The sequence below is a fragment of the Nocardiopsis mwathae genome, assembly GCF_014201195.1.
Lineage (GTDB): Bacteria > Actinomycetota > Actinomycetes > Streptosporangiales > Streptosporangiaceae > Nocardiopsis_C > Nocardiopsis_C mwathae.
In genome coordinates this window covers 3,102,765-3,127,306 of record NZ_JACHDS010000001.1, presented here as the reverse complement: position 1 = coordinate 3,127,306, position 24,542 = coordinate 3,102,765, and the positions used below count along the sequence as shown (strand labels likewise).

Here is a 24,542-nt window from a genome sequence, read left to right as displayed (position 1 = left end):
CTCCCCCCCCCGGGGCATCGCGGAACAACGCACGGTGTGGTGCGGTGAGCGGGTGGCGGCGCGCGGTTACGGTGGACCGGTGGCGGCCCGCCGGTGAGGGGCGGATGAACACGGGGGGAATTGCGTCGCGGGAGCGCCTCCCGGGGCCGTGCGGGCTGCTCGGCGGGCGTCGCGGTGGGTTACCGTCGGCCGCGTACCCGCCGCGCCGAGTCGTTCGCCGGATGGCGGGACCGCTCCCCTGGGGCGTGTCCGCGGCGTCGACGCGGGGCCCCCCGACGTTCGGCCGTCCCGCGCGGACGCGCCTGTCCACACTGGAGGTCTCATGCTGCGGTTCCGGCGGTTCCGGCGGTCCCGGCTCCTGGGCTACGTGGTCGCGGCGGGGGCGCTCGGCGCCCTCGCGGCGGGGACGCTCGCCGCGGCGGGCCTGCTCACGGCGGGGACCGCGCTGGTGCTGGCCGCGCTCGGCGTCGTCGCCGCGGCGGTGGCCGCGGTCGCGGTGATGGTGCGGAGGCTGGCCCGCCGGGTGAACGTGCTGAGCCGGGAGATCAGCGGCGTGCACCGGCGCACGGGCGACACCCTGCGGGCGGTCGCGGTCCAGCGGGAGGAGGCCGACGCGTCGTTCGCGGCGGTGCGGGGGGAGCTGTCCCGGCTGCGTGAGGAGACCCTGCCCGCGCTCTCCCGTGACGTCATCCGGACCGTCAACACACAGGGCCGCAACGACTACGAGCAGCAGGTCGCCTGGACGGAGCTGCGGGACCACCTGCGCCCCGGCCCGTTCATGCCGCCGCTGCGCGGCTGGGCCGCCTCCCCCGACGTGCTGCGGCTGCTGGTCCGCCTCATCGACGAGCGCCGCCCGGAGCTGGTGGTCGAGTGCGGCAGCGGATCGTCCAGCGTCTGGCTCGGCTACGCGCTGCGGAAGGCGGGTGCCGGCCGCCTGGTCGCCCTGGAGCACGAGGAACGATACGCCGAGCTGTCCCGCGAGCTGGTCGCCGCGCACGGTCTCGACGCCATCGTCGACGTCCGCCACGCCCCGCTGACCGAGTGGGCGCCGGACGCCGACCCCGGGGCGAACGGCGTCGGCGCGTCGGCGCCGCAGCCCTGGTACGACCTCAAGGCGGTGGCCGATCTCAAGGAGATCGGCCTGGTGTTCGTGGACGGCCCGCCCGAGGCCACCGCCACCCAGGCCCGCTACCCGGCCGTTCCGGCGCTGCTGCCGCACTGCGCGGCGGACGCGGTCATCGTCCTGGACGACACCGTGCGCCGTTCCGAGCGCGACCTCAGCGACCGCTGGCTGGCCGCGTTCCCCGAGCTGTCCTGCCGCTCCGAGGCCGTGGAGAAGGGTGCCCGCGTCTTCACCCGGACCCCGCTGTAGCCTGCGCGCCGACGGGCCGACGCCGCCGGGGCGGTGTCGGCCCGTCGGCGCGCACGTCAGGCCGCACGTCAGGCCGCACGTCAGGCCGCACGTCAGGCCGCACGCCCGGGCTCTGCGCCCGGGCGCGATCCACGGGGCATGCCTTAGGACTCGAAGAGCTCGGTGACCGCGCGGTGTGCCTGGTCGATGGCGGTGTCGGTGTAGGCGTTGGGGGCCGCGTCGGAGTTGGCGATGACGATGCGGCCGAGCTTCCGGCGGGCGGTGTCGGCCGGGGTCGGGCCGTCCGGCCAGAACCGGTCGAACGGACGCGCGTACTCCCTGGCGTACCCGTGCCCCCACCGGTTCACGGTGATCGCCTCGATGTCGCGCTTCGCGTCGAACCCGCCGTCGCCGAGCGCGCGGTTGAGCGCCTCGCGGATGCTGCGCTCATAGCCCTCGAAGGGGATGTGCAGGATCCGGTGCCGGGCCGAGATCGCGGCCTGCGCCGGGGCCATGCCCTCCGGGGAGGGCACGCCGATCATCTGGATGATGATCGGCTCGTCGGGGTCCTGCGGGTGCTTGTAGCCGCCCATGCTGACGGGGTAGTCGAGCTGGGCGACGGCCCAGTCGCCGCTGGAGAAGCGGACGTGCCGCATACCCAGTTCCACCCACGGCCGCCAGTTGCGCACCTGGACGTTGGCGTAGACCAGCGGCTGCTTGGAGGCGTCCTTCATGGCCAGGCGCTGGGTGCTGGGCAGTTCCGTCATGAGGTACTGGCCCATCACGTGCCAGGCCGCCATGACGACGTGGTCGCCGGTCACCCGGTGCAGCTTGCCGTCGGTGCTGTGGTAGGTCACGAACACGCGCTCGGCGGATCCCGGCGCCCCGTCGTGCCGCAGGTTGGTGCAGGGCGAGGCCAGCCGCAGCCGGACGTCGTTCTCCGGCTTGTCGAGCTCGGTGTAGTCGAATTCGGCGAGGACGACGCTGTCCATGTCGAGCTCATCGGCGCCCGGCACGGAGGCGGGGATGAGGCGGTGGACCAGCAGCCGCACGATGCTCGCGTTGCCGTCGGGGAAGTGGTAGATGTACGGGTCGTCGCGGCCCCAGAAGCGGCTCACCGAGTAGGAGTTGAGGCGGTGCGGCCGGGAGTCGTCGAGGCCGAGCCCGTCGAAGCCGGGGTAGCCGTCGCCCCACGCGTCCAGCGCGCTCCAGTCGGCGGCGGGCACGGCCCACTCGTCGCTGGTCAGCGAGCGGCAGAAGTCGACCGCCTCCTCGCCCAGTCCGGCGATGTCGCGGATGTAGTCGGTGTAGGTGATCTCGGCGAGCCGGGTCTTCTTCTCGTCGTCGCTCAGCCCGGGGAGCCAGTCCTCGGGTTCGTCGAGCAGGGTGATGATGTCGGCGCGGCCCTCGTCGCTCAGCGGGGCGTCGGCCAGCCACTCCTCGGTGGACATGCCCTTGGCGCGGACGGCGAGGTGGTCGCGGCCGAAGTCCTCGTACCGGAAGAAGACGCTGTCGCCCTCCTGGGCCAGCTTGAACTTGTCGTAGAACTTCTGGTCGAAGTACTTCTCGAACTTCTCGATGTCGATCCCGAGCTCGCGAAGCAGCCCCATGGCCTCCTTGCTGTAGGCCGAGGGGGTGTCGATGGCCTGGGTGCCGCCGTACCCGATGAGGACCTGGTCGCGGCCCTCGGGGCGGAATTCGTTGCGCCGCGCGTGCCCGCCGAACTCGTCGTGGTTGTCGAGGATGAGGACCTTGGCCCCGGGGTTGCGCCGGCGGTAGAAGTGGGCGGCGGCCAGACCGCTGATCCCGGCGCCGACGACGACCAGGTCGTAGTGCTCCCCGGTGTCGTCGACGAGGGCGGTGTCGGTCACGCTGCCGAGCCGGTTGTCGCGGATGGCGTGCGGGATACTCAGCGCCTGCTGGGTGTTGCCGCGCAGGCCGGTGAGGTCCGGCGGGTAGTCGGCGCCGTCGGGTACCGCCGCGGGTACGGCGGGGCTGGCGGCCCACGGACGGTCGCCGCCGGGCGCGCATCCGGCGAGTGCCGTCACCGCTGCTCCCGCGACGGCGGTCACGGCGACCCCGTCGAAGAAGTCGCGTCGGCTGATGTTCGCGTCCATGCCCAGCTCGCGGTCACGTGAGGCCGGACAGCGCGGCTCCTCGGCCATGTTCTCCCCTTTGATCTCCCCCGTGCACCCACGCCGGGGCCAGCTGAACACGGGGGGCATCAGGGGGGCGACACGACGAACCGAGGGCTGCGGGCTCTTTGCCGTGTGTTGACACGCCGGGGCGGCGGGGGTGCAAACGTCTTGGAACGGTCCGCGGCCTGCGGACACGCCGCGGAACCCCGACGAGGTTAGTTCGTCGCCAAGGGGTGATTTGTGGCGATTTGCCGGATGTTTAGCTAATCGAGGGGGAATCATCATCGGCGGGTCGCGCTCGGTGTCCGAGGCGCGACACGCCGCGTTGACCTGCGGTGATGTGGATCAGCTAGGGGAGTGGGCCACGCCTCAGGGAACCACCAGCACCAGTGCCTCGGCGACGAGGGCGGGGCGCTGCCCGCCCTCGATCTCCACCTCGTGCCGCATCGTCAGCAGGGTCCCCTTGCCGGTCTCCTTGGCCTCCGCCAGCTCGATCCCGTCGCGCACCCGCGCGCCCTCCGCCACCGGCTGCAGGAAGCGCACCTTGTTCAGCCCGTAGTTGATGCCCATCTTCGGCGGCCGCTCCAGCGTGTAGACGCGCGGGCCGAAGTAGGCCAGCAGGGACAGGGTGAGGTAGCCGTGTGCGATCGTGCGGCCGAAGGGGCCCTGCGCGGCCCGCTCGGCGTCGACGTGGATCCACTGGTGGTCCCCGGTGGCGTCGGCGAACCGGTCGATCCGGTCCTGGGTGACGGTGAGCCAGTCGCTGTACCCCAGGTGCTCACCCTCGGCGGCGACGAGCTCGGAGATGTCGGCGAACTTCCGCATGTTCTGCTGCGCTCCCCACGGTCGGACGGAAAAGCCGGAGCGAACCCGCCGGGCGGCCGGCGGACGCCGTCGGCCCGACTCTAGCGCGGACCGACCGTACGGTATGTGACCGGGGTCATGGTCTGCTCCCCGTCGGTCACTCCTCCACCGCGAGTACGGCCGTCAGGTCGTCGAACACCAGCTCACCGCCGTAGGCGCGCTCCGGGCTCGTCTCGTAGGCGTAGATCCGGGTGAGGGTCAGCGGATGCGCGGCCGGTGGAACGTCGAACTCCACCCGCCGCCAGCCGGTCCAGTCGACCTCCGGGCCGCGCAGGGTGTGGCCGCGTCCCTCGGCGTCGACCAGCGACAGGGTGATTCGGGCACCCCGGCCGTCCCCGCGCACCCGCAGACCGAAACCGAACGCCTCCCTGTCGAGTCGGATGGGCGAGGGCGGGTGGGCGTAGGCGGCGCGGGTGCCCTGGCCGGAGGTGAAGTCGTAGGCGAGGGCCAGGGCGCGACCCTCTCCCGAGCGGTCGGGCACCGCGCGGACCGACGCCTCCCCGCGCACGGCGGAGGCCGTCCAGCGCTCCGCGTCGTCGAACCCGGCGACCTGCTCGGTCACCGTCCCGATCCGGACCGGAACCGTGGTCCGCACGGTGCCGTGGGACCCGGAGACCGAGACCGCGATCCCGCCGGCACCGCGGTCGGTGCGGGGTGCGACGCGCAGCGTTCCGTCGGGCCGAGGCGCGACGTCCACCAGTTCCGGGTCGAAGTCGAGCACGACGTCGTCCGGCTCGACCGGCGCGCGGCTCCCGTCGGGAGCGACGCCGGTCAGCGCCATCCGGGCGGCCCCCGAGGCGTCGGGGAAGGCGAGCGACGCGGGCGCGGCCGCGAGACGTGCCGGGCCCGGCAGGACCTCCAGCTCCACCGCGCCGTGCACCGGGCCCCAGCGGGCGGTGACCGTGGCCGCCCCGGGCGCACCGGCGGTGTAGCGGACGTCCCGGCCGCCGGAGACCGCGCCGCCAGAGGCCGACCAGCGCAGGCTCTCCGGGCGCGGCGGGTGGCGGACCGGGCCGTGGTTCTCGTCGTGCGTGGCGGCGGTCAGGGCGCGCCGCAGCCCGGAGAACACGCGATGGGGGTCGGCCTGGCGCGGCACGGCCGAACCGGGCGGCGGACGCGACTCGATGCGTGGGCGGACCCACACGCCGCGCACCCTGCCGGAACCCGGCGGGGCGAGCACGACCAGCCCGTTGGGGACGGCCCGGAAGAGGCCGCCCGTGCGGTTCCACACGGTCGGCGCGGCGGCGCCGGGCTCGCGGGCCAGCAGCGTCGAGGAGCCCCCGCCGTCGAGTTCGAGGGCGTCGGTCGCCCCGGCGCGCAGCAGCCGCCCGGCCATGTCGCGCAGCGTCACGCCCGGCGTGCCGGCCGTTCGCCCGTCGGCCGTGGCCAGGAACATCCGGCGTCCGTCGGCGGAGAAGCCGATGGCGGTGCGCGGGTGGCGGGAGGTGTCGCCGGCCGGGGCGGTCACCCGCCCGCCGCGCAGCAGCACGTGGCGCCCGCCGATCGCGGTGTGCGGCCGGACACCGTCGGCGGTGAGGCCGTAGCCGACCGCGACCGCGTCGCCCACCCCGACCTCCTCCAGCCGGTCGGCTGCGGCGTCCACACCGACCAGCACGGTGGTGTCCGGCGCGATGGCACCGTCGCCGGGCTTCTCGCGGACGTCGCGCACGGTGCCGCCGCGGACCTCCAGCTCGGTGACGCGGTCGGCGCCCAGCGTCGCGCGCTCCCGCGGGTGGGTGCCCCAGTCCGAGGTGAACGCGCCGATACCGTCGTCCGGGATCTCGTGGCTGTTCAGGCGGTCGAGCGGAACCGCCGCGCCGGCCAGCGTGACGGTCCCGGTGAACCGCGCCCGGCCGATGCTCCCCGTGCCATCGGCGGTGAACACCGCGGCGTTCTCGTGGGTCCCCGTGGGCGACTTCACCACCCGCCCGTCTCGGACGGCGGCGCCGAGCGGGGCGGAGGAGGCGGTGATGTCGAAGTAGTCCCCGTTGACGGCGGCCACGGCGCTGTCATGGGGCCGGATGAGCTGCGGCAGCGGGGCCGCGGCGCTGACGGCACCGGGGTCGGCGTAGCCCACGGCCGCCCCGCCGCCGAGGTCGGCGCTCAGCACGCCGAAGTGCTGGCGCGTGGCGGCCCCGTCGGACCCTTCCGGTACTTCCGTGGAGGTGAGGACGACGCCAGGCGCCACCGGCTGCGAGCGCGACGTCTCCGCGGCCGGGACGTCCAGGACACCGGCGACCGCGGCGGGGGAGAGGAGGACGAGGAAGAGGGGGACGGCCAGCGCGGCCAGGAACGCTCGCGCCGTGCCGGAACGGCTGGACACAGGACGACCTCCGAACGGCGGACACCACCTGCTGTCGTGTCGCCGAAGCGGAGTGTAACCATGCGCCCTCTGCCTCTAGCCGAACGCCGCGCGGCCTGCGGTCGAATTCCGGGCAGTCCCTACGAACTCGCTTTCGATCCTTATCTCGAAAACCCACCGGTAACCAGCCGCGCCTTCGGGGCAGTGGCTCTCATGCAACCGAAGAGGCAGTATGCCTGTCATGACCATTGGAGGCCCGGAGCCGCAGCGGCGTCCCCTGACCGTGGAGGACCTGCAGCGCATGCCCGACGACGGGAGACGCTACGAGCTGGTCGACGGGAGGCTTGACGTGTCTCCCGCACCGACCGCTCGACATGCGCGGGTCGAGCAGCGGCTCCACCTGTACGTGGGGAACCTCGCACCCGATGGCTACGAGGTCTATCAGGGTGCGGGGGTGAACTTTCACGGCGACAGAACCCACCACCGGATTCCCGATCTGTCCGTATTCCGCACGGAGGACTACGAAGAGCCCTACTTCACGGCGCCTCCGCTGCTCGCGATCGAGGTCATCTCACCGTCGAGTGTCTCGCGCGACATGATCGCCAAGCGCGTGGAATACGAGAAGTTCGGTGTTGAGTCCTACTGGATCATCAATGCTTTGGCGGACAAGATCGAGATCAATGAACTGCGGATCAGGGACGGGATGTACAGGGAAATCTGCCAGGTCTTCGGAGAAAGCCTCTTTGAGACCGAGTTCCCGTTCCCAGTGAAGCTCGTGCCGCACTGGCTCATCGCCGACGGTCCATGGAAGCAGGCCATCGCCGGCGGGAGCCGAGGTTTCCCGGCCTGGTCTTTTCAGGCCAGGCTCTGCGCGTCGGCCGGTCGGGAGCCCTGGTGGTCGAGGGTGACCGATCGGACCGCCAGCGCGCGCAGGGCGCGAGGGTCGATGTCGTGGCCGAGGCCCGGCTGGGTCAGCGGGATCGGGGTGATGCCGTCGTGTGCGCGCACCGGCGGCACCACGACGTCGCGGGCGTGCAGGCCGCCGGCGCCCGGCATCTCGCTGGGCAGGCTGATGCCCGGTAGGGAGGCCAGCGCGACGATGGCCGCGCGGCCGACACCGGATTCGCCGTCGGCGCCGCACCACACGTCCCACCCCGCGTCGGCCGCGCGGTCGTGGGCGCGTCGGGCCGGGGTCAGCCCGCCCATGCGGGCGACCCGGAGGTTGAGGGCGTTCGCCGCTTCCAGGCGGATGGCGTCATCGAGCGTCTCCAGCGAGTCGACCGACGTGTCCAGTGCGATCGGGGTGCGCAGTTCGCGGCGGAGCCGGGCGTGCGCGGCCAGGTCGTCGGCGGCGAAGGGCTGCTCGATGGTGAGCAGGCCGTAGTCGTCCAGGGCGCGCAGGGCGTCCAGGTCGGCGGGGACCTCGGTGTAGCGTCCTCGCCCCGTCACCTGGAGCACCAGGAACGGGAAGCTCTCCTGAACGGCCCGCACCGGCTCCAGGTCCCAGCCCGGTTCGATCTCCAGGCGGATGCGGCGGAACCCGGCGCCGACCTGCCGGTTGACCTCCAGGACCAGCGACTCCGGCGAGGGTCTGCGGCCGAGGGTGACGCCCGCCGTGATCGCCGTGCGGTCGCCGCCCAGCGCGTGGGACAGGGGCGTGCCGCGCTGCCGGCTCCACAGGTCCCAGCAGGCCACATCGAGCCCGGACGCCACCTCCGGGGCGTGCGGCAGGTCCACCCAGGCCAGTGGTGCCTCGGTCGGACGCATCCAGGAGTGCCGCAGCAGCGCGGGGGCGAAGCCGTCGACCAAGGCCCGCCATCGGTCGGGGCCGACGGCCGGGATCTCTCCCCAGCCGCTCAGCCCGTTGTCGTCGGTCACCCGGACCAGCGCGTGCGGGGCGCGGCGCGGTCTGCCCTCGGCCGTGCGGGCCTCCGATCTGGGGGGCGCCAGCGGTAGCCGGACCAGCGTCGCGTCGATGCTCGCGATCCGTGTGACCGTTGCCGGTTCCGTGCGTGCCACGCGCGCCCCGCCTCCAAAAGCATCCGGGAGTCAGTCGAGGGGATGGCCCTCCACTCGAAGGTATCCCGTCTTCTCCACCCCGACCACCTCGGATGTCGCCGGTGGGCGCGGCTCACCGGCGGCTCCGGGCCTCAGCGGGTGGCGATGAACACGACGGAGGAGGGCAGCGGCTCCCGCTTGACCGTGCCGAAGCGGTGCCGGAGCGCGGACTCCACCGCGTCGTACTGGTCCGGGGCCAGCCGGAAGCGCTCGGGGGTCCAGTGCCAGGTGATGACGGCGCGCCCTCCGGGCCGCAGCACCCGGTGGAACTCGGCGACGCCCTCGTCGAGACGGGGCCACAGCGCCACGGTGTTCACCGACACCACGAGGTCCACCGACGCGTTGTCCATGCAGGTCGAGTCGGCGCCGCCGATGCGGATGCGCACCCGGCCCTCCCGGACCGCAGCCGCGTTGCGCCGCTGCGCCATGCGCACCATCTCGATGGAGGGGTCCACCCCCGTCACGGTGACATCGGGACGGGCGGCGAGCAGTTGGATGAGGACACCGGGGCCGTGCCCGACCTCCAGGACGTGTGCCCCCTCCGGAACGTCGAGGAGGTCCATCACCTCCCCCTGTGCCCGGCGGTTGGCCCTCGCCAGGATCCATCCGGCCAGCGTCCCGAGCAACCCCTGGGGGCGGGCGAAAGGGTTGCGGGTGGGGATCTCGCCCGTCCACAGCTCCTTGCGCTCCCCGTGCTTCTTCCGCTCCCCACGGCCGGGGTCCGGGCGCCCGGTGTCCCGTTCCTCCATCGCGCTACCCGCCCCACTCTCCGCTGAACGGCTGCCGTCGCCCAGGGCGACCGGTTCGATATCCACGAGCCTTCCCCCGCGGCGGCGCGGGTGAACCGGTGACGGCCCGGTAGCGGCGGAACACGGCCGGGCGGGCGGGGAACCCCGAAGTGGGCGGAGACCTTGAGCCGAGGAAAGGCGAGGAAGCGCGGGTGGGGTACCGGGAGACCGGCCTCCCCGCACCCCACCCGCGTTTCCTCGGTACGCGCGGTGCCGGGGGTCGGCGCGTCCGCGCCGACCCCCGGGCGCACGCTAGTGTCCTGATTGGTTAGTTCGTTTATGGTTGTGGGATGAGTCTTCCCGGACCGAAACCGCCACCGCTGGACCTGTCCGAGGACGAGCGCACCGAGCTCCAGCGGTGGGTCAGACGCCGCAAGACCGCCCAGGACCTGGCCCTGCGGGCGCGGATCGTGCTCGCCTGCGCCCAGGGCATGTCCAACGCCCAAGTGCGGCGCGAGCTGGGGGTGTCGGCGCCCACGGTGACCAAGTGGCGGCAGCGCTTCGCCGAGCACCGCTTGGAGGGCCTGACCGACGAACCACGGCCGGGCCGGCCGCGCACCGTCACCGACGCCCAGGTCGAGGCGGTCGTGGCCGCGACCCTGGAGACCAGGCCCGCCCACGGCACCCACTGGTCCACACGCTCCATGGCCAAGCACACCGGCCTCACCCAGAACGCGGTCTGGCGGATCTGGAACGCCTTCGGCCTGCAACCCCACCGCACCGAGTCGTTCAAGCTCTCCACCGACCCGTTCTTCATCGACAAGGTCCGCGACGTGGTCGGCCTGTACCTGGACCCTCCCGAACGGGCGGTCGCGCTGTGCGTGGACGAGAAATCCCAGATCCAGGCCCTCAACCGCACCCAGCCGGTCCTGCCGATGATGCCCGGCACACCCGAGCGCGCGACCCATGACTATGTGCGCGCGGGAGTGACCAGCCTGTTCGCAGCCCTGGACACCGCCACCGGCCGGGTGATCACCTCCATCCACCGCCGGCACCGCGCCACGGAGTTCAAGAAGTTCCTGGCCAAGATCGACCGCGAGGTCCCTGCCGAGCTGCAGGTACACCTGGTCCTGGACAACTACGCAACGCACAAGACACCCGAGATCCGCAGGTGGCTGCTGCGCCACCCCCGGTTCCACCTCCACTTCATCCCGACCGGCTCGTCCTGGCTGAACCTGGTCGAACGCTGGTTCGCCGAGATCACCGAGCGGCTGATCCGCCGCGGCACCCACCGCAGCGTCCAAGCCCTGGAAAAGGACATCCGCGCCTGGGCCGCGTCCTGGAACGAGGACCCCCGCCCATATGTGTGGACCAAGACCGCCGAGGAGATCCTCGACAGCCTTGCCTTCTACTGCCAACAAATCAACAAACGAACTAACCAATCACGACACTAGGGCGTGTTTGACGGATCATTTCCGGCTCGCGGCCACCGGAACGACGCTCGCTGCGCCACTCCACTCGCAAAGCCGACCTGGATTGACTTCGTGCAGCGGCTTGCGAGCGCCGCCCCGGACGGCCGCTCGCTCAGGAGGAAAGCATCCGCCAAACACGCCCTAGGCCGACAGCACCTCGGAGATCGTGCGGGACTTGAGGCCGTGCGCCTCCGCAACGGCCTCGTTGGTGAGCTCGCCGTCGAAGGTGTTCAGACCCAGGGCCAGCGCCGGGTCGTCGTTCAGCGCCTGCTTCCAGCCCTTGCCCGCCAGCGCCACGGTGTAGCGCAGCGTGTCCTTGGTGAGCGCATAGGTGGAGGTGTTGGGGACGGCGCCCGGCATGTTGGCGACGCAGTAGAAGACGGTGTCGTGCACCGCGAACGTCGGGTCGGCGTGCGTGGTCGGACGGGAGTCGGCGAAGCAGCCGCCCTGGTCGATGGCGATGTCGACCAGCACCGCACCCGGCTTCATCCGGGAGACCAGCTCGTTGGAGATGAGCTTGGGGGCCTTGGCGCCGGGGATCAGCACCGCGCCGATGACCATGTCGGACTCCAGAACCGCCTGCTCCAGCTCCAGGGAGTTGGACGAGACGGTCTTCACACGGCCCTGGTAGAGCTCGTCGGCGTGGCGCAGCTTGGCGACGTTCAGGTCGAGCAGAGTGACCTCGGCGCCCATGCCCACCGCGATCTGGGTGGCGTTCATTCCGGACACGCCGGCACCGATGACCGTGACCTTGGCCGGACGCACGCCCGGGACCCCGCCCATCAGCACGCCGCGTCCGCCGTTCGGGCGCTGCAGGGTGGCGGCGCCGACCTGGGGGGCCAGCCGCCCGGCGACCTCCGACATCGGGGCGAGCAGGGGCAGCGAGCCGTCGCGCAGCTGCACGGTCTCATAGGCGATACCGGTGACCTTGCGCTCCAGCAGCGCGTCGGTGCACTCGCGGGAGGCGGCCAGGTGCAGGTAGGTGAAGAGCGTCTGGCCCTCCCGCATCCGGTGGTACTCCTCGGCGATGGGCTCCTTGACCTTCAGGATCAGCTCGCCCTCGGCCCACACGGCGTCCGCGCTGTCGAGGATCCGCGCTCCGGCGGCGGTGAACTCCTCGTCGGTGATGGACGAGCCGAGTCCGGCGTCGCGTTCGATGACCACCTCATGGCCGCGGGTGACCAGCTCGTGGACGCCGGCCGGGGTGATGGCCACTCGGTACTCGTGGTTCTTGATCTCGCGGGGCACGCCGACGCGCACTTGGTCCTCCTAGCGTGGTCATTGCTACCCCCTCACTGTGACCTGTCCGACGTTGGCGAACCATCTCCAACATGGATAGCGATTCGAAATATTGTTGACAGTGTGTAATGCGTGGCCGGGGTCGACTCACGTGTTGACGTGCAGCGCAGCGGCGCCGAGGGAATTTCGGCGGGCGCCCGCCTCGCGCGCGGAGCGCGGAAACACGGTGCGCCCCGCGACCCAGGTCCGCTCCACCCGGCCCGTGAGGAGGCGCCCGGCGTAGGGGCCGATGTCGGCGACGGGGACGGTCTGCTCGGCATCGGTGTCGAACGCCACCAGGTCCGCGTCATACCCCGCCGCGATCTGGCCCTTCCAGCGCATACCCGCCACCTCCGCCGGGCCCGTGGCGGTCCAGCGGACGAGGTCGGCCAAGCCGCGGCCGCGCCGGGACGCCGCGGTCCACAGCGCGGGCAGCGTCCACGGGATCGCCGCCACCCCGGTCCCGGGACGGTGGCCGGAGCCGATCGTGCTGATCGCCGAGTCGCCGTCGGTCAGCAGCGCGCTCCACAGAGCGTTGCGGTTGGCGCCCGAGCGCAGCGGCGGCCGGCACCGGAAGGCGGGGGAGTCGGCCGGGACCGTCTCGGCGGGCAGGCACAGATAGTGCGGGCAGGTGTGCGCGCTGACCGCGACACCGATGGCACGTGCGGCGGCCAGCAGCGCGGCGCACTCGGCGGCGGTGAACGGGGAGATGTGCGTGCGGGTTCCGGTCACGCGGGCGGCGGCGATGACGCGCTCCAGGCCGCGCCGCTCGGCCCGGGGCGGCCGCGGGGCCGCCGGGCCGCCGCCCGGGTGGCCCGACCGGCGCGACGCGGCCAGCTCGCCCGCGTCCTCGGCGTGGACCAGCAGCGGTGCCTCCATCGCGGCCACCTCGACCATGGTCTTGCGGAGCAGGGCCTCGTCCACGGCCGAGATGTCCGGAGCCCCGCCGTCGGACAGCGAACAGTGGAAGCCCACCACCCCGGCCCCACGGAGGTCGGCCAGGTCGGCGGGGGTGCTGCGGGGCGTGATCCCGCCGAGGAACGCCACGTTCACCTCGGTTGCGGCCGCCGCGGCCATGTGGGTCTTGAGTGCCGACACCCCGGTGATGGCCGGGCGGCCCGGCGCCGGTGTGACGACGATGCTGGTCACGCCGGCGCGTACGGCGGCCGCGGTGGTGTGCTCGTAGCCCGCGCGCAGCGGCTGGCCGGGCGACTGGACCGCGACGTCGAGGTCGACGCATCCGGGTAGCAGCGCGACCGGCCCCAGGTCGATCTCGTGCCGCACGTCGGTACGGGCGTCGTAGCCCAGCAGCGCGGCGATGCGCCCGCTGCTGATGCCGACGGCCGCCGCCCGCACCCCCTCGGGGGTGACCACTCGGCGCGAGCGGATGACGGTGTCGATCTGGGGCATTGGGGTCCCCTCCGTAGTTCGGTGTCCCAGTCGCGAAAAGGTGCCGAAAGAGTGGAAATTGTCGCTATGCCGATTTCGATTCGAGAGAATTGCGGCCAGGGTGCCCGCCGAGAGCGGATCCGCCGATCGCCGCACGCCGTGATCGGTCCACACGTGTGAACGCGGGCCCGTGTCCTCGCGCGGCCGTTCGGCAGTGCGCCCTCCCCGACGTGCGCCGTTGTCCACATCATGCGGTGACCCGTGAGGTCCGCTTTCCACTCCGAGTCATCCAGGCCTTCGCCGGAGATTTCCGGTGCGGACCCTGATTATGGCCTTAATGGAGCGCCGTGCGGGGAGAAAACCGGATACTCGTGCAGGACGGGCGAAGAAAAGGGCGCCGGTCGTGCCCCGGTGCGGTGGACACGAGGCGCGGCCCGGTTCCTGCGGACCCGCCTGCGGCACTCCGCGACACCCGCCACGCCCCTGACGGCCCGGCGCCGATGTGCCGAGGGTGACCCGGGCTCATGGCTCGCCGTCGGCGCGGCCTGCCGCAGGGCGGTCGGCTCCGGCTCGACGCCGGGGCTTTCGTTTTCCCCGAAAAACACGTACCTTCCATTCTGCCGGAAGGAAAAACCGCGCGCCCCGGAAAAAACTCCCGATCCGTACGGCGAAAAACGGAATCCGGTGGGGCCGGTGGGCGTCGGAGCGTGTCGATGATTCACGTCGTCTCTGCCCCCGGCGGCCCCCCTCCGGCCGGACCTCGTTGGCCGAACAGAGGTCCAGCTGTTTCGTCCCTGCTGGTCAGCGCGGCCAGGATCGCCTATGGGGGCATCGTCCGGCATGTGGTCGAACGGGAATCCACAGGTGGAGCGGCCCCCGAGAGAAAGGAATCCGAAGAATTCCATCGGATCCTTCTTTCGGCCGGTCGCCTCCCGCGCTGTACGGATTCTCCGAACAGGTCGGAACCCGCCCTGATAACCGTCCGCGGAACGAAATCCGGAAGAAGACGAGGAGCCCATGACCGCCGAGCCCGTCCCGAACCGGGCGGACCCCCACCGAACGGAACCGGACCACGCCGATCGGCCCCGCAACGGCGGCACAGGCCGGGACGGCGTCCCGCGCTGGCTGGCCGGACGGATGTGGCCCTTCCGACGGTACATCGCCCTCCACCTCGGTGGCAGTATCGTCTGGCAGGCACTGACCGCGGCGATCCCGCTCGTCACCGGACTCGCCTTCGACGCGATCATCAACGAAGGCGGCACGGGGCCTGACTTCTCCGCCTTCCACACCGTGGTCGCCGTCCTGCTGGCCATCGTCCTGGTCCGGGGCGTAGGCGGTATCGCCTCGACCTACTGCCTGGAGACCTTCGCCAGTGGCCTGGAACGCGACGCCCGTGCCCAGGTCTTCTCCAGCCTGCTCGGCAAGCGCCAGGGTTACTTCAACCGGCGCCGGACCGGCGACCTGTCCGCCCGGTCCACCGGTGACGCCGAGGCCCTGAACCTGATGGTGTCACCCGGGTTCGACATGGCCGTCGACCTGGGCCTCAACATCCTCATGCCGCTCATCGTCATCGCTATCATCGAGCCCCGGCTGCTGCTGTCACCGGTCGTCTTCGTCGTGCTGTTCGCCGTGGCGCTGGCCGAGCACGGCCGACGGCTGGAACCCGTCTCCGACCTCACCCGGGAGCGGTTCGGTGACATGACGGCGCACGCCAGTGAGAGCGTCGCCGGCATGGAGGTCGTCGAGTCGACCGGCTCAGCCGATCAGGAGCGGACCCGGTTCACCGAGCTGGCCCGCGCCTACCGCGACGCAGCGGTGCGCCAGGCCCGCACACAGGCGCTGTCGTTCCTCCCCCTGCTCCTCTCCCTGGCCACGGCGGGTGCGCTCGTGCACTCGGTGATCCTGCTCCGCGAGGGCGCCATCACCATCGGCGAGCTCGTGGCCGTCCTGGGGCTCATGGGCACCCTGCGCGCACCCACCCAGCTCGCCTCCTTCAGCTTGGGACTCATCCACCTGGGGCTGGCGGGCGCACGGCGCATCATGGAGATCGTCGACGACCGCAGCGGCGAGGAGCACGAGGGCGGCTCGTACGCCGCGCGCATCGAGGGCGCGGTCGCGATGGAGGACGTCACCTTCTCCTACGACCCGGGGCGACCGGTCCTGCGCGACGTCTCCTTCCGAGTCGCCCCTGGGCAGACCGTGGCCGTGGTGGGTGCCACGGGCAGCGGCAAGTCCACCCTGCTCCACCTGCTGAACCGCACCTACACGCCCGACACCGGGCGGATCCTCGTCGACGGCGTCGACACCGCCGAATGGGACACCGAGGTCCTGCGCTCCCAGATCGCGATGATCGAGCAGGATGTGACGCTCTTCTCCCGGACCATCGCCGAGAACCTGAGCCTCGGGGTGGACGGTGAGATCGACCGGGAGCGGCTGGAGGCCGCGGCCCGCACCGCCCAGGCGCACGACTTCATCGCGGCGACCGAGCACGGGTACGACACCGTGGTCGGTGAACGCGGGGTCAACCTCTCCGGCGGACAGCGCCAGCGCCTGGCCATCGCCCGCGCCATCGCCGCCGACCCGCGCATTCTCGCCCTGGACGACGCGACCAGCGCGATCGACAGCGGCACCGAACGCGAGCTGCAGCTCGCGATGCGCCAGGCAGCGGCCGGACGCACCACGTTCCTCGTCACCCCGCGGCTGTCGCGCATCCGTGCCGCCGACCACATCCTCGTGCTGGACGCCGGACGGATCGTCGGCCAGGGCACTCACGACCAGCTCATCCGGAACTGCGCCGTCTACCGCCGGATCTTCGCCCCGTACCAGGACCGGCAGCGGCCGACCGCCAATGGCGCGGTGTGCCCGCAGGAGGAGGCCCACTGATGGCGCACCTACTCGACGGCATCGAGTCGGACGACTACGACCGTCGCTACAGCGACAGGGAGCTGGCCCGAAGGATCACCCCGTACTTCCGGGGTAAGGGGCGCATGGTGGCATTCGTGACGGCCGCCGTGGTCATCGCCGCGATCGCGGGCAGCGCAGTGCCCGTACTGCTCGCCCACACCGTTGACTCGGTCGTGGACGCGCACGGAAACAGCCTGGTGGCCCTACTGGTCGGTGCCCTGCTGATCACGGGCGTCATCGCCTGGATCTTCACCTACCTGCAGGAACGCATCACCGGGGTGCTCGTCGGCGACGTCGTGCTCCAGCTGCGGCAGCACGCGTTCAACGCCGCCATCCGGCAGGACATGGCCTTCTTCGACACCCGGACCACCGGCGTGGTGGTCAGCAGGGTCACCAACGACACCCAGGCGTTCGCGACGCTCATCACCCTCGTGCTCACCCTGCTGGGCCAGGTTCTCATGATCCTGATCCTCATGGCGGTCCTGTTCGTGATGAACATTGCCCTGGCCTTGCTGACCATGCTCGTGGCGGCGGTCATCGTCGTGGTGAGCCTCGCGTTCCGCCGCGCGGCCCGCAGCGCCTCGCGGGGGCAGCAGCGAGCGCTGGCCGATGTCAACGGGTATGTGCAAGAGTCCCTTCGCGGCATCGCTGTGACGCGCAACTATGGTCGGCGGCGCGCCGTGCTCAGCGGGCTCCACGAAGTCAACCACCGGTGGTTCCGGGCCAGTGTGCGGCTCAACCGCCTGTTCAGCGGTATTTTTCCGCTGCTGATCTCGTTGACCGGGCTGGGCATCGTCGCCGTCGTCTTCGTGGGGGGGGCACAGCGTGGCCGCCGACCGCGTCACGGTGGGCGAGTGGGTGCTGTTTCTGGAGGCCCTGGCGCTGTTCTGGTCGCCGCTCACCGGCATCGCGTCATTCTGGAGCCAGATGCAGCAGGGACTGGCCGCGGGCGAGCGGGTGTTCGCGCTGATCGACAGGGAACCCTCGGTACGCCAGGTCGACCACCGTCCCCTGTCCCGCACCCGAACGCGCGGCGAGATCGAACTCCGCGACGTCCGGTTCGGGTACGACGCCGAGCGGCCGGTACTCGACGGGGCCGGCCTCAGGATCGGTGCGGGCGAGACCGTGGCGCTGGTAGGGCCCACGGGCGCCGGGAAGTCCAGCCTGGTCCGGCTCATCACGCGCGCCTACGAGTTCCAGCACGGCAGCGTCCTGTTCGACGGGCAGGACGTGCGCACCCTGGATCTGGTGGAGTACCGGCGCTGCCTGGGGGTGGTCACCCAGACCCCCATCCTGTTCTCCGGGACCGTCGCCGACAACATCGGCCGGGGGCGACCGGGCGCCGGGCGCGCGGAGGTCGAGGCGGCCGCCCGTGCGGTGGCGGACGGCGACTGGCCGGACCGCCTGCCCCAAGGCTTGGACACCCCGGTCGACGAGGGCGGGCGCAACCTCTCCCCGGGGCAGCGTCGACTCGTCGCCCTGGCCCGGGTGTTCCTGCAGGAAGCGCCGGTCCTGATCCTGGATGAGGCCACGGCCGGCATCGACCCGCTGACCGAGGCCCGGATCCTGGAGGGCCTGGACTCCCTCACCACCGGGCGTACGACGATCATCGTCTCCCACCGGCCGCCGACCCTGCGCAAGGCCGATCGGATCCTGGTCGTCCGCGCCGGGCGCGTCATCGAGGAGGCGGGCCCCGCGGCCCTGGCGGAACCTCCCGTCTAGGAACGCAGGGGATGCAGGATCATCGGGGTGTGCCCGCGGTACGCACGTCGCCCTACGGCGTGCACGCCGGGTATGTCCGACACGTTGTAGTAGTACGCGTACCCTAGGGCGAGGTGGTGTCCGTGTTGGGACTGAGCGGCCTCATCACCGCCCACACCGCCGCGGGGCTCGCCTCGTGGGTGTGGAGCGGCGTCGGTCTCCTCACCGGCGCGGCCCTCGCGGTCGCGGTCCTGCGCCACCACCACACGAGCAGCAAAGAACAGCGATCCCGACCACGACGGAGTGGCACGCGTGGCTCCCCCTGGCACACACGAGACCAGTAGTTCCCCGAGCAAGGACCGTCAGCCGAACGGCGCCGACACGGCTCTGATCATCGCCGTCGCCGCCGTCGCCTCCTGCCTGATCGCCCTCCTCATCGCCCTGGTCGCCGGAGGATCGGTCACCGCCCAGGTCATCCCCGGGCTCCCCGACCCGGGCGCGCTCACGCGCTGGGGGCTGCCGCTGTCCAAGATCACCATGGACCTCTCCGCGGCGCTCACCGTCGGGCTGCTGATCCTGGCGGTGTTCCTGCTTCCCGCCACCAAGGGCATGCTGGGCGGGAAGGCCCAGGGATACGTGCGGGCGGCCTCCTGGTCGGCCCTGATCTGGGCGGTCGCCGCCGCCGCCACGCTGGTCTTCCAACTCTCCGACCTGCTGGGGCTGCCACCCGGCGAGGTCCTCGGCAACGAGCTCACCAGCTACGCCGGGTCGGTCCCGCAGGGAATCGGCCTGATGTTCGTCATCCTGCTGGCAACGGCCGTCGCGCTGTTCGGCCGCACCGTCCTCACGTCCACCGGGGCCTTCGCCCTGGTCGCGGTCTCCCTCGCCGGTCTCGTGCCGCCGGCGCTCACCGGCCACTCGTCCTCCGCCGGCGCCCACGAGCTGGCCGTGACCGGCCTGGCCGTGCACGTCCTCGCCGTCGCGGTGTGGGTCGGCGGAATCACCGCCGTCACCTTCCACGGACTGCGCTCCGACGCCGAGCACGTACCCACCGCCGTCACCCGGTTCAGCCGCATGGCCCTGTGGGCCTACATCGGCGTCGCCATCGGCGGCCTGGCCAGCGCGATCAGCCGCCTCTACAGCCTCTCCGAGCTCTTCACCACCGCCTACGGGCTGATGATCCTCACCAAGGTCGGCCTGTTCGCCGTGCTCGGCGCGATCGGGTGGTGGCACCGCCGCGCGACCGTGCCCCGGATCGCCGAGAACGGCGGCCGCGCCCTCTTCTCCCGCCTGGCCGGAGTCGAGATCGCCATCATGGCGGCCGTCATGGGCCTGTCGGTGGCGCTGAGCCGGACCGCCCCGCCGCCCCCGCGCGAGTCCGAGGTGGACCCGGTCTTCGCCCTGCTCGGTTTCCCCATGCCGCCGCCGATCAGCCTGGACACCCTGCTCACGCTCTGGCGACCCGACCTGTTCTTCGTCCTGGTCGTGGTGGTCCTCGGCGGCCTCTACGCGGCCGGTGTGGTCCGCCTGCGGCGGCGCGGCGACGACTGGCCCTGGACCCGCAGCCTCGCCTGGGCGGCCGGCCTGCTGACGATCGTCGTGGCCCTGCTCAGCGGCCTCGGCACCTACGCCATGGTGCTGTTCAGCATGCACATGATCCAGCACATGGTGCTGTCCATGCTGACCCCGATCCTGCTCGTGCTCGGCGCACCGGTCACGCTGGCCCTGCGCGCCCTGAAGCCGGCCGAGCGGCGCGGCGACCGCGGCCCGCGCGAGTGGCTCAACGCGTTCCTGAACAGCCGGTACTCCAAGGTCATCACGCACCCCGCGGTGGCCACGTCCATCTTCGTGATCAGCCCCTACGCGCTCTACTTCACCCCGCTGTTCCCACAGCTCATGAGCGACCACCTGGGCCACCTGTTCATGAACGTGCACTTCCTGCTGGCGGGCTTCCTCTTCTACTGGATCGTCGTCGGCGTGGACCCGGCCCCCCGCAAGGTCCCCTACCTGCTGCGCTTCGTTCTGCTGCTGCTCACGATGGGCATGCACGCGTTCTTCGGCATCTCGATCATGATGCAGTCCGAACCGCTGGCCATGGACTACTACGGCCAGTTCGACGTGCCGTGGAGCGACGGGCAGGTCGACGACCAGTACATGGGCGGCGGCATCGCCTGGGCCGTGGGTGAGATCCCCACGCTGCTGGTGACCATGGCGATGATGGTGCAGTGGGCACGGGACGAGGAGCGCACCGAGCGCCGCCGTGAGCGGCACAGCAAGCGCGACGGCTCTGACGACGCCGACATGGACGCCTACAACGCCTACCTGCAGCGCCTCAACGAGCGCGCCAAGGAGCAGGGCTAGACGGACCATCGCGGCCGGCCCGTCCCGGGCGACCCGCCCGGGACGGGCCGACGCGCGTGCCCGACCCGCGGCACCGCGCGTGTTCCCGTCTGCCCGCAGCAGAATCCGCATGCTCAGGGCGAAACCGACTGGTCATGAGCCGCGGACTCCGGTTGGCTGCGGCCCATGAGGAATTTTCGCTTCGGTGTGAACTTCGGCCGGTTGAAGGTGGAGGACTGGGCGGCCTTCTGCCGTTCCAGCGAGGACCTCGGCTTCGACACGGTCCTCGCGCCCGACCACCTCTATTCCGCCGCCCCGTTCGCCATGCTGGCGACCGCCGCCGCGGTCACCACACGCCTGCGGGTCGGCACCCTCGTCATCAACAGCGAGTTCTGGAACCCCCACATGCTCGCCCGCGAGGCCGCCACCGTGGACCTCCTCTCCGGCGGGCGCCTGGAGCTCGGGCTGGGGTGCGGCCACATGAAGTGGGAGTTCGACACCGCGGGCATGGAATGGCGCCCGCACGCCGAGCGCGTCGCGCGGCTCGAACGGAGCGTGGAGGAGCTCGACCGGCTCTTCTCCGCCGATGGGGGAGAGCGCCCGCGGCCCCTGCAGGCACCCCGCCCGCCCCTGCTGATCGGGGCGCACGGCGAGCGCACCCTCGCCGTGGCGGCCCGCCACGCCGACATCGTCGGATACGGCGGCCTCACCCAGATTCCGGGCAGGAAGATGGGAACGTTCCGGGTGGCCGACACCGAGGAGACGCTGCGGCGCGTCGAGTTCGTCGCCGAACAGGCCGGTCCTCGGGCGGACGACATCGAATCCAACGTGCTGGTCCAGGCGGTACACATCACCGACGACGCCGAACGGACCGCCGACGAACTGGCCCGAACCTTGGACACGCCCGGTGCCCGGACCGCCGCGGAGATCCTGGACAGCCCCTACGCGCTCGTCGGAACCGTCGAGGAGATCGCCCGCGAGCTCATCGCCAACCGCGAGCGGTTCGGCTTCAGCTACATCGCGACCCACGGTCCCCACCGCGACACCCTCGCGCAGGTCATCCCGATCGTCCGGGAACTCACCGGCGAGACCGCACCCACCTGACCTGCGGCGAAGCGCCCGACGCCTGCCTGCCGACCTGATCGCCCGGCCCGCCTGTCCGGCCGCGGCGTCCCGCCGTTCAGCCGTCCCGCCGTCCCGCCGTCCCGCCGTTCAGCCGTTCAGCCGTTCAGCCGTTCAGCCGAACAGCGTACCGATCCCGGCCCCGATCAGCCCGAGCACGGCGCAGACCAGCAGCCCGCCGCCGGCCAGTGCGGGGGAGAGGCGCAGGCCCGGGGCCAGCTCCTCGCCCTGCGCGGCGGCGGCGCGGCGCGCGACCACCGGCAAGAGGGCGATATTGACGGCGCCGATGACCAGCGCGACCCCGAACGCGACGAGGAACGCCTGGCCGAAGCCGGCTTCGGGAACGGTCCCCAGAAGATTCGCCGCCGCGAGAGCCGGAACGGCGATGAGCAGGACCACCGACACCGTCCCGAACACGGCCTGCGGCCCGCGCCCTTTGCCCCGACCGCCGATGACCAGCAGCAACCCGATGAGAGCCGCCATCATGACGGCCCCGACGACTCCGAACACAGCGATGTTGACCAGCGAATTCACTCCGACATTCTGTCACTCCCGGCGGGGGGTCCCGACCAGCGCCGCAGTGAACTCGATCCCGCTGAGCCGCGCCACACCCTCGCGGTCCACCAGCACCAGCGACACCGCTCCGGGCACCGCCGCCCCCGGCCCGCGCGCACACGCCGCGAGCAACCGCCGCCAGCGCCGCGTGTGCGCCCGGTTGCTGCGCGCACTGACCCGCCGCCGCCGCGCCTCCTGCCCGCTCAGCGCCTCATCGGGTGAGACGTCGATGAGCACCAGGTGCACGCCCACGCCGACCAGCCGGCAGTACCACCCCAGCAGCCACCGGACCGGACCTCGGGTGGCCGTCTCGTGCACGATGACCGGACCGCCCATGCGCAGAGCGAGGAGAACGCGGGCGACGTGCAGCAGGTGCACCGCCCACCGCCACGCGGGATAGGGAACCCGTCGCAGCCACGGAGTGAGGCGGTTGCGCGACGCTTGCGAATCGACGATCCGCACGCCGTCGTGTGTGACCGACGTGCGGGTCTCGGTGCCCTCCAGCCCATAGAGCCGGCGGAGCAACGTGCTCTTCCCCGCGCCGGGCACGCCGCCCAGCACGATCAGCGAACGCTCCGGATAGCGAAGCGGCCCGACACGGGGAACGCCCCGCCACACGGTGGACACCCCGGGAGCCGCGCCTTGCGGACCTGGCGGACTTTGCGGACCTGGCGGAACAGCGATGATGGCCATGCGCAAGTTGTGCACAGCGGGGATAGGAATGCCGTAAAGGCCGGGCGAGACGCGGGTGAGAACGAGCAGTGCACTCGGTCCGCATCGGGGCGGTTCTTCGAGGCCCGAAGCGGCCCGCGGCTCTGCCCTGTCGACCACGGGCGCGCGAGGGGCCGGGCATAGGTCCGCTGGGCAGCCCTGTCCGCGATCTCGTGCGGGGTGTCCTGTGGAGACGAGCAGCGGCGACGAGGGAGGTAGGGGATCGGGGTGGTCGGTCGCCGTGCGGGTGGGCGCGTGGCCGGGCCGACGGCGGGAGCCGGCGCCGCAGTTCGGCCCCCGCCCCGTACCGGGAGGCAGCGACGAGGGGGAGGGGCAGGGCGCCCCACGTGTCCCCCGGCCGCCCCCGCCCCACGCGGTCCGATGCCCTGACCTTCGTTGATCTCGGAGATATTGGGGCCTCGCGCGCGGTTTTCACCCCAATATCTCCGAGATCAACGGAGGAGGGGGCGGGAGAGCGCTCTCCTTGGGCGATGGCCGGGTGTGTGCGGGTGAGGGGCGGCCGGATCTGGGGATCTGGGTGGGCCCGAAGGGTCTTCCTCGATGACCCTGGGAAAAAATCGGGCGAACCGGGCGCCATGAGATGCGAGACCATGATCATCTTCGGGGAGGCCCCTGGGTTCTCGGATCACGGAAACCGCTGCACGCGAAGCGGAACCCCGGACTTCCGGCCGGTCCGAAGCCACCGGTCCACCCGCCCCCAACCGCCCACCGGACCCGAAAACCCACCGGACAGCGCTTTCCCACCCCCTACCTCCGATGATCTCGGGAGAACGGTTCGAATTCCGGCGGCGGCATCGAGGTCGGGACGCGCATCGAGGTGTCGAGTCGGGATCGGGTAGGAAAGGGTGGCGCGTGGGTCGCTTCTCCAATCCGTGAGACGCCTCATCCACTTACTCGATCGTTCGCCTTCGCGTCGATGATCGCGATACTCGGTGCCTGGTATGCCGACAGTTCGAGCACCACGATGTCCGTGCCCTTCGGGACGTCGAACACCACCGGGTATGTCGTGCTGATCCCGGGATTCACCTCGTCGATGTACGGGAAGTGCTCCGTGAACGGTGTGTAGGACCTGCCGTCCGCGTCATACCCGGTGACTTCGCCCGTGCGGACCGCGGGGGATGAGGGAGCGTTGCTGACGTTGTCCGCCGAGACGGACAGGATGACGAACTCGCCTGTCGCATGGTAGCTGGTGCCGAAGGGATCGTCCTTGTAGGAGCCGCTGCGCTTGGCATCGGTCACGGTGTAGTCGAACACGCCGTCCGATGACGAATCCGGCTTCGGTGGGCCCTCCGGCCGTGGTTCGGGTTTCGGCTCCGACTCTGGGTGGGTGTCGTCGGGGAGGAAGTCCTTATCGGTCATTCCCGGGTCGATCTCCTCGATGGCGGACTGGAGACTCTTGGCGAGGTAGAAGTGAAAGGAGTACCAGCCCGCGGCGAACCCGACGCCGAGGCACAAGACCGCGACGATGGCGACAACGATCCACGTGTTCTTCATGGCGAGCCTCCCTTGGTGTCGGCTCACACGTGTTAACACCATCGTTCCCAGTGTGAGGGGTGAGCCGCATGAGGCTTACGGAGGTCATCTCGGGGACCCTGGCCTCGACCAGCG

At 71.4% G+C, this 24,542-nt stretch carries 16 protein-coding genes and 2 pseudogenes; 8 read left to right on the top strand and 10 right to left on the bottom strand.

The genetic code is table 11. The features are described from left to right. Positions 1–322: 322 nt before the first annotated feature. A complete protein-coding gene (locus tag HNR23_RS13505) occupies positions 323–1,372 on the top strand; it encodes a class I SAM-dependent methyltransferase (protein WP_184075924.1) in 1,050 nt (349 codons plus the stop codon). 143 nt (positions 1,373–1,515) lie between these two features. On the opposite strand, the gene HNR23_RS13500 is transcribed toward HNR23_RS13505, so the two are convergent. The 3 genes from HNR23_RS13500 to HNR23_RS13490 form a co-directional block, all read right to left on the bottom strand. Continuing rightward, positions 1,516–3,516 (bottom strand): NAD(P)-binding protein, encoded by a 2,001-nt coding sequence (locus tag HNR23_RS13500; RefSeq protein WP_246421739.1) that lies wholly within the window; start codon positions 3,514–3,516, stop codon positions 1,516–1,518. A 342-nt stretch (positions 3,517–3,858) separates the two neighbouring features. Further along, positions 3,859–4,314: a MaoC family dehydratase gene (locus tag HNR23_RS13495; RefSeq protein ID WP_184075923.1), complete on the bottom strand. Its 456-nt coding sequence runs from the start codon at positions 4,312–4,314 to the stop codon at positions 3,859–3,861. Between the two features lie 136 nt (positions 4,315–4,450). Further along, positions 4,451–6,676, bottom strand: coding sequence for a phosphodiester glycosidase family protein (locus tag HNR23_RS13490; RefSeq protein WP_184075922.1), 2,226 nt, complete (start codon positions 6,674–6,676; stop codon positions 4,451–4,453). 211 nt (positions 6,677–6,887) lie between these two features. Between HNR23_RS13490 and HNR23_RS13485 the strand changes: the two are divergent. Next, positions 6,888–7,313: pseudogene (locus tag HNR23_RS13485) on the top strand (Uma2 family endonuclease); the annotation flags it as partial. Positions 7,314–7,510: 197 nt separating this feature from the next. Here the strand turns inward: HNR23_RS13485 and HNR23_RS13480 are convergent. Then, the gene (locus tag HNR23_RS13480; RefSeq protein ID WP_184075921.1) at positions 7,511–8,674 is read right to left on the bottom strand and encodes an enolase C-terminal domain-like protein; all 1,164 of its coding nucleotides are present in this window, start codon (positions 8,672–8,674) and stop codon (positions 7,511–7,513) included. Between the two features lie 131 nt (positions 8,675–8,805). Continuing rightward, positions 8,806–9,528, bottom strand: coding sequence for a class I SAM-dependent methyltransferase (locus HNR23_RS13475; RefSeq protein ID WP_343070552.1), 723 nt, complete (start codon positions 9,526–9,528; stop codon positions 8,806–8,808). A 263-nt stretch (positions 9,529–9,791) separates the two neighbouring features. Between HNR23_RS13475 and HNR23_RS13470 the strand changes: the two genes are divergently transcribed. Continuing rightward, positions 9,792–10,895: an IS630 family transposase gene (locus tag HNR23_RS13470; protein WP_184075920.1), complete on the top strand. Its 1,104-nt coding sequence runs from the start codon at positions 9,792–9,794 to the stop codon at positions 10,893–10,895. A 159-nt stretch (positions 10,896–11,054) separates the two neighbouring features. Here HNR23_RS13470 and ald read toward each other — a convergent pair whose 3' ends face one another. Then, positions 11,055–12,173, bottom strand: coding sequence for an alanine dehydrogenase (ald, locus tag HNR23_RS13465; protein WP_184075919.1), 1,119 nt, complete (start codon positions 12,171–12,173; stop codon positions 11,055–11,057). A 126-nt stretch (positions 12,174–12,299) separates the two neighbouring features. Then, entirely contained in the window at positions 12,300–13,601 is a 1,302-nt protein-coding gene (locus tag HNR23_RS13460) for an amidohydrolase family protein (protein WP_184075918.1), read from the bottom strand. A gap of 996 nt (positions 13,602–14,597) precedes the next feature. Here HNR23_RS13460 and HNR23_RS13455 point away from each other — a divergent pair. The 5 genes and pseudogenes from HNR23_RS13455 to HNR23_RS13435 all read left to right on the top strand — a co-directional run bounded on the left by HNR23_RS13455 (position 14,598) and on the right by HNR23_RS13435 (position 21,629). Next, positions 14,598–16,463 carry an ABC transporter ATP-binding protein gene (locus HNR23_RS13455; protein WP_184075917.1) on the top strand — a complete coding sequence of 622 codons (1,866 nt, stop codon included), beginning with the start codon at positions 14,598–14,600 and terminating at the stop codon, positions 16,461–16,463. Next, positions 16,463–17,245, top strand: a pseudogene (locus HNR23_RS27635) (ABC transporter transmembrane domain-containing protein); the annotation flags it as partial. The gene HNR23_RS13455 and the pseudogene HNR23_RS27635, both read left to right, overlap by 1 nt. 64 nt (positions 17,246–17,309) lie before the next feature. After that, positions 17,310–18,206, top strand: coding sequence for an ATP-binding cassette domain-containing protein (locus HNR23_RS13445; RefSeq protein WP_184075916.1), 897 nt, complete (start codon positions 17,310–17,312; stop codon positions 18,204–18,206). Positions 18,207–18,497: 291 nt separating this feature from the next. Next, on the top strand, positions 18,498–20,546 hold the full coding sequence (locus HNR23_RS13440) for a cytochrome c oxidase assembly protein (RefSeq protein WP_184075915.1): 2,049 nt from the start codon (positions 18,498–18,500) through the stop codon (positions 20,544–20,546). Positions 20,547–20,711: 165 nt separating this feature from the next. Further along, on the top strand, positions 20,712–21,629 hold the full coding sequence (locus tag HNR23_RS13435) for a TIGR03621 family F420-dependent LLM class oxidoreductase (RefSeq protein WP_184075914.1): 918 nt from the start codon (positions 20,712–20,714) through the stop codon (positions 21,627–21,629). A 132-nt stretch (positions 21,630–21,761) separates the two neighbouring features. Here HNR23_RS13435 and HNR23_RS13430 read toward each other — a convergent pair whose 3' ends face one another. From HNR23_RS13430 to HNR23_RS13420, 3 genes are all read right to left on the bottom strand, one after another. Then, positions 21,762–22,181: a hypothetical protein gene (locus HNR23_RS13430; RefSeq protein ID WP_184075913.1), complete on the bottom strand. Its 420-nt coding sequence runs from the start codon at positions 22,179–22,181 to the stop codon at positions 21,762–21,764. Between the two features lie 12 nt (positions 22,182–22,193). Then, the gene (locus tag HNR23_RS13425; RefSeq protein ID WP_343070551.1) at positions 22,194–22,829 is read right to left on the bottom strand and encodes an AAA family ATPase; all 636 of its coding nucleotides are present in this window, start codon (positions 22,827–22,829) and stop codon (positions 22,194–22,196) included. A 987-nt stretch (positions 22,830–23,816) separates the two neighbouring features. Further along, positions 23,817–24,428, bottom strand: a complete 612-nt coding sequence (locus tag HNR23_RS13420; RefSeq protein ID WP_184075911.1) for a DUF4352 domain-containing protein — start codon at positions 24,426–24,428, stop codon at positions 23,817–23,819. Positions 24,429–24,542: the final 114 nt, after the last annotated feature.

Coding starts and splice junctions, on each gene's coding strand:
- HNR23_RS13505 (WP_184075924.1), top strand. CDS start 323: ATGCTGCGGTTCCGGCGGTTCCGGCGGTCCCGGCTCCTGGGCTACGTG.
- HNR23_RS13500 (WP_246421739.1), bottom strand. CDS start 3,516: ATGGCCGAGGAGCCGCGCTGTCCGGCCTCACGTGACCGCGAGCTGGGC.
- HNR23_RS13495 (WP_184075923.1), bottom strand. CDS start 4,314: ATGCGGAAGTTCGCCGACATCTCCGAGCTCGTCGCCGCCGAGGGTGAG.
- HNR23_RS13470 (WP_184075920.1), top strand. CDS start 9,792: ATGAGTCTTCCCGGACCGAAACCGCCACCGCTGGACCTGTCCGAGGAC.
- HNR23_RS13460 (WP_184075918.1), bottom strand. CDS start 13,601: ATGCCCCAGATCGACACCGTCATCCGCTCGCGCCGAGTGGTCACCCCC.
- HNR23_RS13455 (WP_184075917.1), top strand. CDS start 14,598: ATGACCGCCGAGCCCGTCCCGAACCGGGCGGACCCCCACCGAACGGAA.
- HNR23_RS13435 (WP_184075914.1), top strand. CDS start 20,712: ATGAGGAATTTTCGCTTCGGTGTGAACTTCGGCCGGTTGAAGGTGGAG.
- HNR23_RS13420 (WP_184075911.1), bottom strand. CDS start 24,428: ATGAAGAACACGTGGATCGTTGTCGCCATCGTCGCGGTCTTGTGCCTC.